The organism is Idiomarina sp. X4 (assembly GCF_002808045.1).
Lineage (GTDB): Bacteria > Pseudomonadota > Gammaproteobacteria > Enterobacterales > Alteromonadaceae > Idiomarina.
The window spans coordinates 538916-554844 of the sequence record NZ_CP025000.1 but is presented as its reverse complement, the minus strand read 5'-3'; the positions used below and the strand labels follow the sequence as shown (position 1 = coordinate 554844).

Here is a 15929-nt window from a genome sequence, read left to right as displayed (position 1 = left end):
CTGGGCTGCAGTTTTTTTGGAGTTAACCGAAGTTTATGAAGCATTTTTTGTCGATAGCTGTATTCAGTTTGTGTTTGGGCGCTTATGTAAGTGCAGCGCCAACGCAAGCCCAACAATTTGGTCCTCGTGAAACTTTGGTGATTGTCGAACCCGTTCAATTCGAACAGGAAAAAAACCGAGTGGAAGCGGTAGGAACGGCTGAGGCGGCACGTTCTATCACTATTTATCCGGCAGTGGGTGACCGGGTGGTCGCGGTGCATTTTGAGCCAGGGGAAGTAGTGGAAGAAGGTGAGCTTTTAGTTGAGTTGGATGCAAGACGACAAAAAGTGGCACTTGAGCAAGCACAGATTAACCTGCGGGATGCGCAGCGCACCGTTGAGCGTTTACGCTCAAGCTTTGAGCGCGGGGCAGTGCCAGAGTCTGAACTCGATAACGCAATTTTACTCAGAGATTTGGCGCGTGTAGAGCTGGAAAATGCCAAAATAGAGTTAGAAGATCGCTTCATTCGCGCCCCCTTTGAAGGCGTTATTGGTATTACCGATGTTGAGGTTGGCGACCGCATCGATGAGCAAACCGCTATTGCAACGTTGGATGATCGTTCTTCGCTATTAATTGATTTTAAGATCCCGGAAGCGGCGGTATCGCTATTAGGTGAAGGCGCAGAGCTAAAGGTACAACCCTGGCGTTACTCAGGGCAGCCTGTGACTGCAGAAATCGTCGAATTGGATTCGCGAATTGATCCGCAGACTCGCATGTACCGTGCGCGCGCACGAATCAATAATGAAAACGATGACTTTTTACCAGGCACCAGCTTCCGCACTTCTATTTCGCTGGCAGGACAGGAGTTTGCGTCTATTCCCGAGGCGGCATTGTCGTGGGGCGTTAACAGTCCGTTCGTGTGGGTCGTTGACGGTAAAAATGCAAAACGTGTGGAAGTGCAAATTGAACAGCGCTTAGCGGGCAGAGTACTGGTTTCCGGCAATATTCAGCGAGACGACTTGTTGATTGTCGAGGGAGTGCAGAGCCTGCGCGACGGACAACCCATTAAGTTTGATCGCACGACTCTCGATGGCGCTGGGGAGTTAAGCGAATAATGTCTGACAAGCAACTCGACACGCATACCGATACGAACGATTTACCGTCGGTGTCTATTCGCCGGCCGGTACTGATTGTTGTTCTCAATATTCTCATTGCTATTGCAGGTGTAGCGGCGCTGATGGGAGTGGAGGTTCGTGAGCTGCCTGATGTCGATCGACCAGTGGTTGGTATTAGCGCGACTTTGCCCGGGGGGGCCCCGGAAACCGTCGATGCCGAAGTGACCAGTATTCTGGAAGGCGCTGCAGCGCGCGTGTCGGGCGTGGAAAACATTAACTCTCAGAGTGAAGAAAATAGCGCTCGTATATCGGTAGAGTTCAGTCCCGGTGTTGATCTGGACGTGGTGGCTGCGGAGGTGCGTGAAGCGGTTAATCAGGTGCGTCGGGAGCTTCCCGATGATGTTGAACAAATTAACGTGCGTAAGGCCGATAACGATGCGCGCTCTGTATTAGATATTGCGGTGAGCAGTGACACGCTGAGTTTTGCTGAATTAACCCGACGTTTGGAAACCGACCTGTCACCAGAATTCCTGGCGATAAACGGTGTCGCCGATGTTCGGTTAAATGGTAACCGCGAGCGTGTTATGCGTGTCGATTTGGATCCGTTAAAACTGGTCAGCTTTGGTATTTCGGTGACCGATGTTGCCGATGCATTGCGACAAGCGCCTTTTGATGTGCCAGCGGGAAGTTTGAAATCGACTGACCAACGACTGATTATTCGTGCTGATGCCACCGCTATTAACGAAGAGCAGATTGAAAACATCATTATTCAGAATGACATTCGTGTTGGCGATGTTGCACAAGCTTATTTTGCTCCTTCTGATGCCAGCAGCTTTGTTCGGTTAGATGGTAAGCCTGTGGTTGGGTTGGGAGTTATCCGCCAGGCGGGCTCCAATACGATTGAAATATCTGACAAAGCCATTCAGGTATTGGAACGCCTACGGGATCGCTTCCCGGACATGGAAATGACCATCACCAATGACGATGCGCAGTTCATCCGTAAGTCGGTGGCAGAAGTCGTCACGACTCTGGCAATAACCATTGCGTTGGTGGTTGGTACCTTGTGGGTGTTCATTGGCTCGTTCCGGGCCACCATTATTCCTGCCTTATCAATACCCGTAGCATTATTTGGTGCCGTCGCCGCTATTTGGTTGATGGGCTTTTCCGTGAATATACTGACATTGCTCGCCTTGGTGTTGGCAACCGGCTTAATTGTCGATGATGCCATTGTTGTCACTGAAAACATTCAACGTCGACGTAATATGGGGCTTGGCAGCCGGGCCGCCGCAGTCATTGCAACGCGCGAAGTATTTTTCGCAGTGGTTGCAACAACCGCGGTTCTGGTTGCGGTGTTTGTGCCCATTGCGTTCTTGCCGTCAACCGCTGGGCGACTTTTCCGCGAGTTTGGTGGCGTGCTTGCTGCCGCAGTGGTGATTTCTTCATTCGTCGCTTTGTCGTTAGTACCGGCCTTTACCGCGCGTCTGCCAAAATCAGCAGGAAAAAGTAACGTTTTTGCCGGCATCGGTCACAAATTTAAAGGCTTTTACCGACGTACGCTGCATAAAGCATTGAATGCGAGCTGGGTGATAGGTGTCGTGTCATTACTGGCCGCTGGCGGTGGTGTGGTGTTATTCGACCAAATTGACAGCGAGCTTATGCCTGATGAAGACCGTGGAGCTGTACGAGTCTTCGCTAGGGGACCAGACGGCGTTGGCGTCAAATTTATGGATCGGCAAGCGCGTCAATTAGAAGAGATTTTACTGCAGTATAAAGAGACCGGCGACATAGAGTCGATATACACCGTCGTTGGGCAATGGGATCCGAACATTGTTTTCATCAGTGCCAACCTCAAGCCATGGGAAGAGCGTGACATTAGTCAGCAGGAGATTATTGAAAACTTGCGCGAGCCGCTGGGGCAGGTGCCTGGTGCGCCGGGTCGAGCCTTTGGTGACAATAGCTTAAACTTGCGTGGGCAAGGTGGTGGCATTGAGATGGCTATTACCGGTGAAAACTACGATGAGATTTTTAAAGTTGCGCGTGAATTTACCGCAGAAGTTGAGCGGCAACTGCCGGAAATGGGCAACCTAAATGTCTCTTATCAGCCAACTCAACCACAGTTACGGGTGAAGATTGACCGTCGCCGTGCTGCGGAACTGGGTGTGTCCTTGAGCGACATTTCCTCAACCCTGCGAGCCGCGATAGATGGCGATGACGTAGCAGACTTAAATGTGGGGGATCAGCAGATTCCGGTGATGCTGCGCACCCGCAACAACATCATCCAGTCGCCGCAGGACATGCAGAACCTTTATGTGTCCTCGAGTGATGGTGGCTTAGTGCCCATTTCCAGTGTTTCTGAGATTGTTGAAGAGGGAGTGTCTGCAGAGCTCGAACGACAGGCACAACGACGTGCCATAGAGATAGACGGTGATTTGCCTGAAGAGCTGCCCATGTCAGAAGCGGTAGAGAAGCTGCGTGCTGTCGCTCAGGACGTTTTGCCAGATGGTATGGGGCTCGTGTTTCTTGGTGAAGCGTCAACCTTTGAGGATACTTCTCAGGAAGTGGCGATGACGTACATTCTTGCGTTCTTGATAGTTCTGCTGGTATTGGCGGCTCAGTTTGAGTCGGTGAACAGCGCTGTGGTCGTGATGCTGACGGTGCCTTTTGGTATCTCTGCCGCTATTTATGCGCTGTTTTTAACGGGCACATCTATGAACATCTACTCACAAATTGGTCTGGTCATGTTGATAGGGCTGCTTGCTAAAAACTCGGTATTGCTGGTGGAGTTTGCTGACCAATTGAGAGACCGTGGGCTTAGCGTTCGCAAAGCCATAGAGGAAGCTGCGCTGATACGCCTGCGACCTATTATGATGACTCTGGTGTCGACCATTTTAGGTGGCTTGCCGCTGATACTGTCAGCTGGCGCTGGTGCCGAGGCTCGTAATTCCATTGGTTGGGTAGTATTTGGCGGTTTAGGTTTGGCAACGCTATTTACTCTTTACCTGACACCGGTACTTTACTTGTGGCTTGCCCGCTTCACTAAACCACGCGCTGACGAAGCCTCACGCCTGGAAAAAGAAATGCAGGAAGCAAGGTAGCCTGGCATCTCAACCTGACGCAACCTAACCGTAGCCTGATGCTATTGCATCAGTGAGATATCGAACCTGACGTAAATAACGTCAGGCTACGGTTAGGTTGCATCAGGCTACTGTATGCCCCAACGGCGGCGAATTCGATCGAGTTCGCCGTTGTTTTCTAACGCTTCCAGAGCTACGTTTAGTTGCCCAAGTAAGTCGTCATTGCCCGCTTTTACCGCAAATCCGACAGGCACCTTAATTTCCGGCTGCCATAAAATACGTACATCAATGTCGAGTTGCTTTGCGAGATACCGTCCTACGGCTTCAGGCATAATAACGGCTTCCACTTCGCCAACGGCTAACTGACTCATCGCTTCAGCTTTTGAGGAAGCCTGGTTAATGCGAATCGCTGTATGTAGGCCAATGTCCTGCAAATGCGACTCCAACACCGAGTGCCTGTCGCCACTAATGCGTTTACCAACCAAGCCGCGAACCGACTCCGGGCTGCTTTCATTGTCTAACACAAACAGTGTGGTTACGCGGTTATAATAGGGGGAGGAGAAATCAAAATATTGCCGGCGAATGGTGGTTTGCTCCATGCCCATTGCCATATCAAGTTCGCCAAAACGCAGCAAACTAACAACATTATCCCAGTCGTATTGATGCAAAGAATACTCTTTATTCAAATAGTTGAATACCGCTTTGGTGACATCCACATCAAACCCAACAATATCGCCGTTCTCAGAAAATTGATACGGTGGGTAACCCGTCGCTAAACCAACATCTTCAGCGTGACTAAACGCTGAAAAACACAGGCTTACAACGGCCGTTAAGGTGAGTGTGGAAAGTTTTTTCATTCAGTGTCCTGTTACGGAAAGTTTCGCCTTTATGTAATCCGCATGATTGATATACAACAGGTCGGCAAGCTTGCGAAGCATCGCTTCCTCGTGCGGGTCAAGCTCATTATCAGTGTAGGCAACGGCCCACAAAGTTTCCAATAATTGGACTTTTTCGGAATATTCCAACGCTTTCAAAGGAGCGGTGAAGTCATGTAGTGAAGCGGCTTCTTTAACAGCGTTAATTGCCTTTTCAATGGCATTCTCAGCAGTTTCATCGTCCAATTGATACTCGTTTTTCAAATCGGCTAATAAATAGTTGCGCTCTTCAGGTGACAACGTACCGTCTGCCAGACTAATTTCAGTCATTAAAATCAGTGACAAGAAAGTGTTATCACTCAGTCCTTCCGCATGAAATTGCTTTGTTTGCTCTGCTGCCGGTGCAACATTAAAAAAACTCTGTAACGCTTTAAGCATACAACATCCTACTTCTGTAAATTGGGTAAATAAAAGGAAAACTCGGTGCCTTCCCCTGGTGTCGATTGGACGCTTATTTCGCCTTTAAGTTTCTGAGTCACCAAGTTGTATACAATGGATAAACCAAGTCCCGATCCGCCATTGTGCCGCGAGGTTGTGAAAAACGGTTCAAAAATATCTTTCAACGTATCGCCATCAATACCTTTTCCATTATCGGAGAAGACAAACTGTACACCGTCTTTCTCAGGCTCTGCTGAAATCAGAATACGATGTTTGTCGTTTGGCTCAACAAAAGCGTGCTCGTTAGTATTGCTGATTAAATTGGTTACGATTTGCGCTAAAGCGCCTTGGTAAGTTCGTAAAGTGGTGGCTTCATCACAACGAATATCAATACTGACTTTTTTCTTTTTCACCATCGGCTTCAAGCTTAAGGTGAGCGCGTGCAAATAGTTCTTCAGTTCACACTCAACCAGTTCAAAGCTGGACTGATCCACCGCTGTTTTCTTAAAGTTTTGGATGAGTGTGGCGGCGCGTTCCAGGTTATTATTGAGCAATGTGTAGGCTTCAAACGTATCGTCAATAAACTGATTCAACTGTTTTTTCGAAATTGAGCCTTCAGTAAAAGCCTGTTTAAGCTTTTTCAGCCGATGCTCACAATGCGTCACAGCCGTTACCGAAATACCCAAAGGCGTATTAACTTCGTGTGCAACGCCGGCCACAAGCTTACCTAACGCGGCCATTTTTTCTGTTTCAATGAGTCGTTCTTGTGCCTGTTTGAAATTATCGAGCGCTTTGGTTAACGACTCGGTGCGCTCTTCCACCATACTTTCAAGCTGTTCGTTCTGGCGAATCAACAATTGTTCAAACTTTTCCCGCTCAGCAGCGCTCACGGCGCGCCCGTAGATATCAGCCAAAATACCGACAAAGGCGACCTCATCCGGTGTCCAGGTACGGTTCTGTTTGCGGGTTTCGCAGCACATGACCCCAATCATTTCACCTTTGTGGCGCAGTGGTACATCTAGTAACCCGTAAATACCATACTCGGGCAAGTATTCAGGTGCGAGTTCGGCGGTAATAGGGTTATTGCGCGCATCGTTGGCGATAATGGTACGCTCTGTTTCAAGTACTTCAAAGTAAGACGGTAATTCAGACTTTCTCAGTACCGGCGTTTCAGTGTCTTTACGTAACGTATCAATCAAAGCGGTCGCAACCATGCTTTGCTTGTCAGGCTGTAACTCCCAAATACTGACCCGGGTAATATTCAGACCCTTTAAGGCAGAATCGAGAATAAACTGGGAGGCACGGGCCAGATTGCCGCCGTCTATTTCCGGCGAACGTGATACCTCCAGCAAGATATTTTCCAGTGACTCTTTCATTGTTTAGCCAATTGTTGAACACCCGTTAACTATAACGCAATCAAGCACTTTGTCTATTGAACGGAAAGAATGGGCATTTGGACGAGCCCGACTGGACTTTTTTTACAAAGATTCATACAAAGGGAGCACGTTTTAAAAGAGGCAATACCATGAAAAAGACAACACTAACCTTGGCGGTTGCATCGCTATTGAGCATAGCACCGCTGAGCATGGCGGAAGAGCAAAACAACGGTTGGGACGTATCCAACCCACCGGGCGAGTTTAAAACCATTGATATTTCGGTCAATTCCGGAACCTGGATGAATGTCGATGTCAGCCCGAATGGCGAGTACATTGTGTTTGACTTGTTGGGTGACATTTACCGTATGCCGTTTGACGGCGGCGAAGCAGAAAAACTGATTGGTGGTATTGCCTGGCACATGCAGCCGGTGTATTCACCCGATGGTCGCTACATTGCCTTTACTTCTGATCAGGGCGGTGGTGACAATATTTGGCTAATGGATGCCGATGGCAGCAATGTGCGCCCGGTTACCGAAGAAACCTTTCGTTTGTTGAATAGCCCTGCCTGGAGCCCGGATGGCGAGTTTCTGGTGGCGCGCAAGCACTTTACTGCGAGTCGCTCTTTAGGAGCTGGTGAGGTCTGGATGTATCACCGGACGGGTGGCTCTGGCGTGCAGTTAACCGAGCGTCCAAATGATCAAAAAGATCTGGGTGAGCCAGCCTTTTCACCTGACGGCAAATACATTTATTTCTCCCAGGACGACACACCAGGCAAGACGTTCCATTACAGTAAAGATTCATTGGAAGGCATTTATGAAATTAAACGCTTTGAACGTGAGACCGGGGAAATTGAAACGCTGATTGCCGGTGCCGGCGGTGCGATACGCCCCACGCCATCACCGGATGGCCGTTACCTGGCTTACATTAAGCGAGAAGATTTCAGGAGTGTGTTGTACGCGCTTGACCTCAAGACCGGCGAACATAAACGCGTGTACGGTCAAATGGAACGTGACATGCAGGAAACCTGGGCGATTCATGGTGTGTACCCAACCATGGACTGGACCCCGGACAGCAAACAGCTGGTGTTCTGGGCCGGTGGGCATATTCAAAAGCTGAATATTGATGACGGCAACGCGCGCATTATTCCGTTTAAAGTTGAGACAGAGAAAAAGATTCAGCACGCCTTGAGAGCGAAACAAAACGTCGAAGCCGATACCTTCGATGTAAAAATGCTGCGCATGGCGCAAGTTTCACCCGCTGGAGATGAGGTGGTGTACGAAGCGCTGGGTAACCTGTATCGCCGGGCATTGCCGGACGGCAAACCTCAGCGCTTAACCAACAGCGACGACTTTGAGCTATTCCCGGAATATTCCCGTGACGGTGAAAAACTGGTGTTTGTGCGCTGGGACGACCAGGAGCAAGCGCAAGTGATTGTGCGTGACTTAAGCTCAGGTAAGGAGCGGGTTTTAAACACGGGCAGGGGTAACTTCGTGGAGCCGACCTTCTCGCCAGACGGCAAGCACGTGGTTTACCGGAAAATTCGTGGCGGTTACTTAATTTCGGACAAATACGGTTTAGAAACGGGTGTGTACCGTGTTGCAGTGAACGGTGAAAGCCAGCCTCAGCAAATTGCCGAGCGTGGTCGTCAGCCGCAATTTGGTGCGCGTAATGACCGTGTTTATTTAATGACCCCAGCGGCAAAACCGACCTTGAGTGTGGTGAACCTGGATACGCTTGAGCAACGTGAGTTGTATCAGTCCGAATTGGCGACTGAGTTCCGCGTCTCTCCAGACGGCAAACAACTGGCTTTTGCTGAGCGCTTCAAAGTGTTCGTCACGCCGTTAGTTGAGCGCGGCAGCGTCATCAACGTTGGCCCGGGAGACAAACAAATGCCGGTGCATCAGTTGTCAGTCCGCGCGGGCGAGAATATTTCCTGGACGGCTGACGGTCGCCAGCTTTACTGGACCTTAGGGCCAGAGCTTTACCACACGTCGGTGGCGAATGCGTTTGCGGACTTTACCGAAGCCGATTCGCTGAAAGTGGAAAACGGCCAGAATATTGGTTTTGAGCAAAAAGCGATGGTGCCGGATACAACCGTTGCTTTTGTCGGCGGTCAGGTTATTACCATGAACGGCGACACGGTGTACGAACAAGGTACCGTGGTTGTGCGTAACAACAAAATTGTTGCGGTAGGCGCGGAAGCGGACGTTAATGTGCCAAGTGGCGCTGAAGTCATTGATACGAGTGGCAAAACGGTCATGCCGGGCTTGTTCGATGCACACGCCCATGGTGGCCAGGGGCAATCTGAAATTATTCCGGAGCAAAACTGGGGGCAGTATGCGAACCTGGCGTTTGGCGTGACCTCTATTCATGATCCGTCGAATGACACGACGGAGTTCTTTGCGGCTTCAGAGCTACAAAAAGCCGGTAAAATCGCCGCACCGCGCCTGTTCTCAACCGGAACCATTTTGTACGGTGCGAACGGGCCGGGCTATACCTCGCACGTGGACAGCCTGGAAGACGCGAAGTTTCATTTAGAGCGCCTGAAGAAAGTCGGTGCGTTTTCAGTGAAAAGTTATAACCAGCCTCGCCGGAACCAGCGTCAACAGGTTGTGGAAGCGGGTCGCCAGTTAGATATGTTGGTTGTGCCGGAAGGTGGTTCGTTATTGCAGCATAACCTGACCATGATCATGGACGGCCACACAACGGTAGAACACTCACTACCCGTGGCAAATATCTATGAGGATATTCGTCAGTTGTGGGATGAGAGTGATGTGGCCTACACGCCAACATTGGGTGTGGCTTATGGCGGTATTTGGGGCGAGAACTACTGGTATGCTGAAACCGATGTATGGAAGCACCCGAAACTGAGCAAATACGTGCCGCAGGAGTTTTTGGTGGGTAAAGCGATGCGTCGTGAAAAAGCACCGCATAACCACTACAACCATTTCAACAACGCCGAAGTGGCAACTGAGCTTCAGGACTTGGGGGTTAAAGTCCTTTCTGGTGCCCACGGCCAGCGTGAAGGTTTAGCGCAACACTGGGAAATTTGGATGATGGCACAGGGCGGCATGACGCCGCTGGAAGCGTTGCGCACTTCAACCATCGATCCGGCAACTGTGTTTGGTATGGATCACGCACTGGGTTCTCTGGAAGAGGGTAAATTAGCGGATATTATCGTTATTGATGGTAACCCGCTAGAGAATATCCGGGACACTGACAAAGTGACTCATACCATGGTCAACGGTGTGCTTTATGACGCTAAAACCATGGACCGGATATTACCGGCGCCTCGTGAGCGAGACGCTTTCTTCTGGGAGGAGTAAACTGTAAAACGACTTAGGACGCCGCCGCGGTTTCAGAAACCACCTGACGGAACCAGCGGTGCCCTGCGTCGTGTTGTAATAACGGCGACCAAATCATCGTCAGCGTGAGCCCTGGAATATCAAAAGGCGGCGCTTTCATGACCAACTGGTCGTCGTCTTTATATAGCTCGGCGGCCTGAGTTGGCAGTGTGGCAACCAGCCCCTGGCGAGCCAGGTACATAGCCACGTGATAATTACGTGTAAATACTTTGATGTGGCGGCGCTTACCAATTTGATCGAGCGCATCGTCAACCCAACCTAACTTCTGAACGTCGTGTGGATCCATTCCGACGCCCACCCCAAAACCGGTTTTACTGACCCAGACATGCTGTGCTTTCAGGTAATTATCGAGCGTATAATTATCAAGCAATGGATGATCTTTGTGTATTAAGCAAGAAAACTCATCGGTCCATAAGATTTTCTGGTGAAACGACTGCGGTAGTTGCTCGAAGCGGTTAATGGCTAAGTCGACTTTGCCGTTTTCAACGTCGTGAAAGCTGATATCACTGGGGGTCATAATATCCAGCGATACGTTTGGCGCCTGCTCATCGAGCTTTTCGAGTAGGCGTGGCATGAGTGTTGAAGCCGCATAATCGGACGCCATAATACGGAAAACGCGGTCACTGGTAGGTGCGTCGAACTCACGCACGGGTTGTATCATTTCTTCCACTGAATAGAGTACGGTACGCAGCGACTCTTGCATATCCAAGGCGCGCTGAGTTGGCTGCATGCCGTCGCTGGTACGCACTAAAATAGGATCATTTAGTAAGTTACGCAGGCGTTTCAAACCATTACTCATGGCTGGCTGGGTAATGTTTAACTGCGCTGCGGCTCGGGTCACGTTTTTTTCCCGCAGCAAAACATCCAGATAAACCAGCAGGTTCAAATCAATATCTTTAATCGTATTCATAACGGTCCAGAATCAGTGGAATATAAAAAATCTATCAGGATTATAAATAGGGTGAATGTATAACGCTAGCGTTGTTTCTGTCATTATGACCTCACATATTTATTGGTAGAAGATAAATGAATATAACCTCAGAAACACTGGCACGTAGTATTCTCGATGGCTTTCATACGCATTACCGGCGCTTTCAGGCATTGACGCAGGGCGCGCGTGAGCGTTTTTTGAAGCGGGACTGGACGGCGGTGGTGTCGGCGGCGGCCGAGCGTATTCATTACTACGACCATCAGGTGGGGCTTACGGCCAAAAAGGTGGAGCGCCGTGTCGACAAAGAGCTCGACGAAACTTTGTGGCAGGCAACGCGGCAACGGTATCAGCAGTTATTGCAATTTCATCCGCAGGCGGAGCTTGCCGAAACCTTTTATAACTCGGTGTTTTGCCGAGTGTTCGATCGTGCTTATTTTCATAATGACTATATTTTTGTCGAGACCGTGCTGGCGAACCATATTCCGGTACCGGTAGAAAACGAGTGTCACTCCTATTTTCCCGTAGTCGATGGCTTAGAAAAAACACTGACCCGCGTGTTTGACGATATCGGCTTAGGCGGTGAGTTTGAGAATTTTGAAAACGATATTGAACAATTGCGCGATAAGTTCTTTGAACGTGCCACTGAAACCGATATCGAAGCCCACAATTTACGCATTGATGTCTTAAAAGCACCGTTTTATCGCAATAAAGCGGCTTACATTGTCGGTCGGGTGGTGACGGAAAATAACCATTACCCGTTTATTGTGCCGGTGTTGATTAACTCCCAGGGAAAGCTCTATGTGGATGCGTTTATTACGCGCTCTGACAGAATGGCGACGATTTTTGGCTTTGCCCGCTCGTATTTTATGGTGGAAACTGAGTCTCCGTCGGCGTTGGTTCGTTTTTTAAAGGACTTAATGCCGCATAAAACGCTGGCAGAGCTTTATTCCTCGGTGGGCTTTCATAAACAAGGCAAAACGGAATTTTATAGAGAATTCCTGCATCATTTACGCCGTACCGACGACCAATTAGTGGCAGCCCCTGGTGTGAAAGGTATGGTTATGACGGTGTTTACGTTGCCGTCTTTTCCTTATGTGTTTAAGGTTATTAATGATCGCTTAGGCAACACCAAGGAATTTGGCCGACAGACGGTCATTGATCGGTATCGCATGGTTAAGCGGCACGATCGGGTCGGGCGTATGGCGGATACACTGGAGTTTGTCGACGTGGCCTTACCGCTGGAGCGTATTTCGTCAGATTTACTGGAGGAGTTTAAACAGCGCATTGCCAATTCTATTTCTATTGAAGGCGATACGTTAGTCATTCATCAGTTGTTCGTCGAACGCCGCATGACGCCGCTAAATTTGTATTTAGAGTACGCCAATGACGCCGAAATTGATGCGGCGATGGATGAATACGGTTGGGCGTTAAAGGACATGATGGCGGCCAATATCTTTCCCGGCGACATGCTGCTGAAAAACTTCGGTGTGACCCGCCACAAACGGGTAGTGTTTTACGACTACGATGAAGTTCGCTATCTGACCGATATGAGTTTTCGCAAGTTGCCACAAAACGACTGGGAAGTGTCGATGGCGCCGGACGACGTATTTCCTGAGCAGCTCGCGCAGTTCGCCGTACCTCAAGCTAAGTACCGGGATCCGCTACTAAAACGACACCCGGAGCTGATTGATCCGGCTTACTGGCGGCGCATACAAAAACACATCCGCGAGGGGGTCCTGACGGATGTGTTTCCTTATGAAGCTGAGCTGCGATTTACGCGGAGGTTTTAAACTGCTCTTCTTCAGTTGAGCCGGTCAGTGCGGTGACTGATGACACGCCGCCCTGAATCACATTGGTAAGCTCGTCAAAGTATCCAGTGCCCACTTCCTGCTGGTGGGCCACAAAGGTGTAGCCTTTATCTGCGGCTTCAAACTCCTGTTGCTGCAGTTTCACGTACGCTGACATGTCGTTGCGCGCATAGTCGTGCGCCAGTTCGAACATGTGGTACCACATGTTGTGCACGCCCGCTAAGGTAATGAACTGGAATTTGTAACCCATAGCAGCCAATTCGCGCTGGAACTTGGCAATGGTGGCGTCGTCCAGGTTTCGTTTCCAGTTAAACGACGGCGAGCAGTTATAGGCTAACAGCTTACCTGGGTATTTTGCGTGAATGGCTTCGGCAAACTGACGGGCTTCATCTAAGTCCGGTTTGGCCGTTTCACACCAGATTAAATCAGCATATGGCGCATAGGCTAAGCCGCGTGAAATGGCTTGTTCAATGCCCGGTTTAACGCGATAGAAGCCTTCTGCGGTACGATCACCGGTAATGAATGGCTTGTCGTTCGGGTCAAAGTCGGAAGTCAGCAAGTCGGCGGCGTTAGCATCAGTACGTGCGACAATGAGCGTTGGTGTACCGGCGACATCAGCGGCTAAACGCGCGGCGGAAAGTTTCTGTACAGCTTCTTGTGTTGGCACCAGTACCTTACCACCCATGTGGCCACATTTTTTAACGGACGCTAACTGGTCTTCAAAGTGAACCCCGGCGGCACCAGCTTTGATCATGTTTTTCATCAGTTCGTAGGCGTTAAGTACACCGCCAAAACCGGCTTCGGCATCAGCCACAATTGGCGCAAAGTAGTCGACATAGTTGTCGTCTTCCGGTGTTACGCCTTTTGACCACTGAATTTGGTCAGCGCGGGCGAACGAGTTATTAATGCGCTCAACCACGGTAGGCACTGAGTCGACCGGGTACAGGGACTGGTCCGGGTACATGCTGCACGCCGAGTTGTTGTCGGCAGCAACCTGCCAGCCTGACAAGTAGATTGCTTGTAAGCCGGCTTTCACTTGTTGCACCGCCTGACCGCCGGTTAATGCGCCCAATGCATTCACATAGTCTTTGCCGAATTTCTCCTGAGCTTTACCGTGAATCAGTTGCCAGAGTTTGTTTGCACCATTTTTGGCATAGGTGTGTTCAGGTTGCACGGTGCCGCGTAAGCGAACGACTTCTTCGGCGCTGTACGGACGTTCAACGCCTTTCCAGCGTGGGTCGGTGTCCCACTGCTCTTGTAACTCTTTAACTTGCTGAGCGAATGATAAGTTTGTGGTTGTCATGATCGTATTCCTTGTTGTTCTTTAATAATGTTGTGAATTGAAATTAGTTGAGTTGTTCGTAGCCGGGCAGGGTCAAAAAGTCGACCAGCTCGTCGGCGGTGGTGATGTTTTCAAGCAGTGTCAACGCCTGTTCAAACGGCTCGTTACTCCAGCGCTCGCTACCCACTTCTTTTTTTACGACGTCGGCTTCTTCCTGCAGAAGTTGCGTGAATAAGGCTTTGGTGACCGGCGTGCCGTCCGAGAGCTTTTTGCCATGACGGATCCATTGCCAGATAGAGGTGCGGGAAATTTCTGCGGTGGCAGCGTCTTCCATCAGACCATAAATTGGTACGCAGCCTTTGCCGTTTAACCAGGCTGCAATGTATTGCAGAGACACGCGAATGTTGGTGCGCATGCCTGTTTCAGTGCGCTCACCGTCACATGGCTGAAGTAATAACGCTTGGTCAATATCATTGTCGTCTTCGCGCAGTACATGCAGCTGATTGTCACCTTTAATACCATCAACAAAGATCTCGCGAACGGTATCGGCAAGACCGGGATGGGCTATCCAGGTGCCGTCGTGCCCGTTGTCTCGCTCCAGCGTCTTATCGGCGTGGACTTTAGCGAGGATTTTTTCGTTCTCAGCTGGATCTTTGCTGGGAATAAAAGCCGCCATGCCGCCCATCGCCAATGCGCCCCGTTGATGGCAGGTTTTGACCAATAAGCGCGAATAAGCGTTTAAGAACGGTTTGTCCATGCTGACGACCTGACGGTCAGGTAATACACGATCGGCGTGCGCTTTCAGGGTTTTGATGTAGCTGAAAATGTAGTCCCAGCGACCACAGTTCAGTGCGGCAATGTGATCTTTTAAGGCGTACAAAATCTCGTGCATCTGAAATACGGCCGGCAGCGTTTCAATAAGCACTGTGGCTCGAATGGTGCTGGTCTTTAAGTTGAATTTTTCTTCTGTAAAGTGGAAAACGTCGGCCCACCACTTGGCTTCGTCGCTGTGCTCGAGTTTCGGCAGATAGTAATACGCACCAGAGCCTTGCTGCAGACGTTGCTGATAGTTCAGTAAAAAGTACAGAGCAAAGTCCATGAGCGCCCCTGGAATAGCCTGCCCATTTCGCTGTACGTGTTTCTCCGGTAGGTGCAACCCACGAACCCGGGCAATAAGCAGCGCCGGGTTCTCGCCGACTTTGTAATCTTTGCCGCTGCTGGGGTCGGTGTAAGTCATGCCGCCAGTGTTAGCGTCGCGCAAGTTAATTTGGCCGTTCACCATGCCGTCCCAGGTGGGCGACTGTGAGTCTTCAAAGTCGGCCATGTAGCAGTCGACGTTTGCGTTTAGTGCATTAATGACCATTTTGCGGTCGACGGGTCCGGTGATTTCCAAGCGACGTTTCTTTAAATCTTTCGGCAGTTCGGCAATTTTCCAATGGCCTTCGCGAATGTCCTGGGTGTTTGAGTCAAAATCGGGCAGGGCGCCGCTGTCGTAATAAGCCTGACGTTGCTGGCGCTTTTCCAGCAGCTCGTTTAAACGAGGCTGAAAAGTATCCACCAACTCGGCAAGAAATTCTTGATGCTCATCGCTGAATAACGTTTTCGCATTGTTATCAAGCGGCTGACTAAATTGAAATAGATTGTTCATTTTTGAATCCGTTGTTACTGATTTGTTAACACGGATTC

The 15929-nt window shown here is 49.9% G+C and carries 10 protein-coding genes; 4 read left to right on the top strand and 6 right to left on the bottom strand.

Going from position 1 to position 15929, the window contains the following annotated elements; all coding sequences use genetic code 11:
• Window positions 1-35 precede the first annotated feature (35 nt).
• Together CWC33_RS02720 and CWC33_RS02715 are read left to right on the top strand one after the other, a co-directional pair.
• Entirely contained in the window at window positions 36-1094 is a 1059-nt protein-coding gene (locus CWC33_RS02720) for an efflux RND transporter periplasmic adaptor subunit (protein ID WP_100690676.1), read from the top strand.
• Entirely contained in the window at window positions 1094-4189 is a 3096-nt protein-coding gene (locus CWC33_RS02715; RefSeq protein WP_100690675.1) for an efflux RND transporter permease subunit, read from the top strand. The genes CWC33_RS02720 and CWC33_RS02715 overlap by 1 nt, the downstream gene beginning before the upstream one ends.
• Window positions 4190-4296: 107 nt before the next feature.
• Here CWC33_RS02715 and CWC33_RS02710 read toward each other — a convergent pair whose 3' ends face one another.
• Genes CWC33_RS02710 through CWC33_RS02700 form a run of 3 tightly spaced genes read right to left on the bottom strand, consistent with a single transcriptional unit; the run spans window position 4297 to window position 6857 of the window.
• The gene (locus CWC33_RS02710; protein WP_100690674.1) at window positions 4297-5025 is read right to left on the bottom strand and encodes a transporter substrate-binding domain-containing protein; all 729 of its coding nucleotides are present in this window, start codon (window positions 5023-5025) and stop codon (window positions 4297-4299) included.
• Window positions 5026-5481: a tellurite resistance TerB family protein gene (locus CWC33_RS02705; RefSeq protein WP_100690673.1), complete on the bottom strand. Its 456-nt coding sequence runs from the start codon at window positions 5479-5481 to the stop codon at window positions 5026-5028.
• Window positions 5482-5489: 8 nt separating this feature from the next.
• Window positions 5490-6857, bottom strand: coding sequence for a sensor histidine kinase (locus CWC33_RS02700; RefSeq protein WP_100690672.1), 1368 nt, complete (start codon window positions 6855-6857; stop codon window positions 5490-5492).
• Window positions 6858-7006: 149 nt separating this feature from the next.
• On the opposite strand from CWC33_RS02700, the gene CWC33_RS02695 reads away from it, so the two are divergent.
• Window positions 7007-10183 carry an amidohydrolase family protein gene (locus CWC33_RS02695; RefSeq protein WP_100690671.1) on the top strand — a complete coding sequence of 1059 codons (3177 nt, stop codon included), beginning with the start codon at window positions 7007-7009 and terminating at the stop codon, window positions 10181-10183.
• A gap of 13 nt (window positions 10184-10196) precedes the next feature.
• Here the strand turns inward: CWC33_RS02695 and CWC33_RS02690 are convergent, their stop codons facing one another.
• A complete protein-coding gene (locus CWC33_RS02690) occupies window positions 10197-11132 on the bottom strand; it encodes a LysR family transcriptional regulator (protein ID WP_100690670.1) in 936 nt (311 codons plus the stop codon).
• Between the two features lie 116 nt (window positions 11133-11248).
• On the opposite strand from CWC33_RS02690, the gene aceK reads away from it, so the two are divergent.
• Window positions 11249-12943: a bifunctional isocitrate dehydrogenase kinase/phosphatase gene (aceK, locus tag CWC33_RS02685; protein WP_100690669.1), complete on the top strand. Its 1695-nt coding sequence runs from the start codon at window positions 11249-11251 to the stop codon at window positions 12941-12943.
• Here the strand turns inward: aceK and aceA are convergent.
• Both aceA and aceB read right to left on the bottom strand, forming a co-directional pair.
• Entirely contained in the window at window positions 12927-14264 is a 1338-nt protein-coding gene (gene aceA, locus CWC33_RS02680; protein WP_100690668.1) for an isocitrate lyase, read from the bottom strand. The genes aceK and aceA overlap by 17 nt on opposite strands.
• 43 nt (window positions 14265-14307) lie before the next feature.
• Window positions 14308-15891, bottom strand: coding sequence for a malate synthase A (aceB, locus tag CWC33_RS02675; RefSeq protein ID WP_100690667.1), 1584 nt, complete (start codon window positions 15889-15891; stop codon window positions 14308-14310).
• Window positions 15892-15929: the final 38 nt, after the last annotated feature.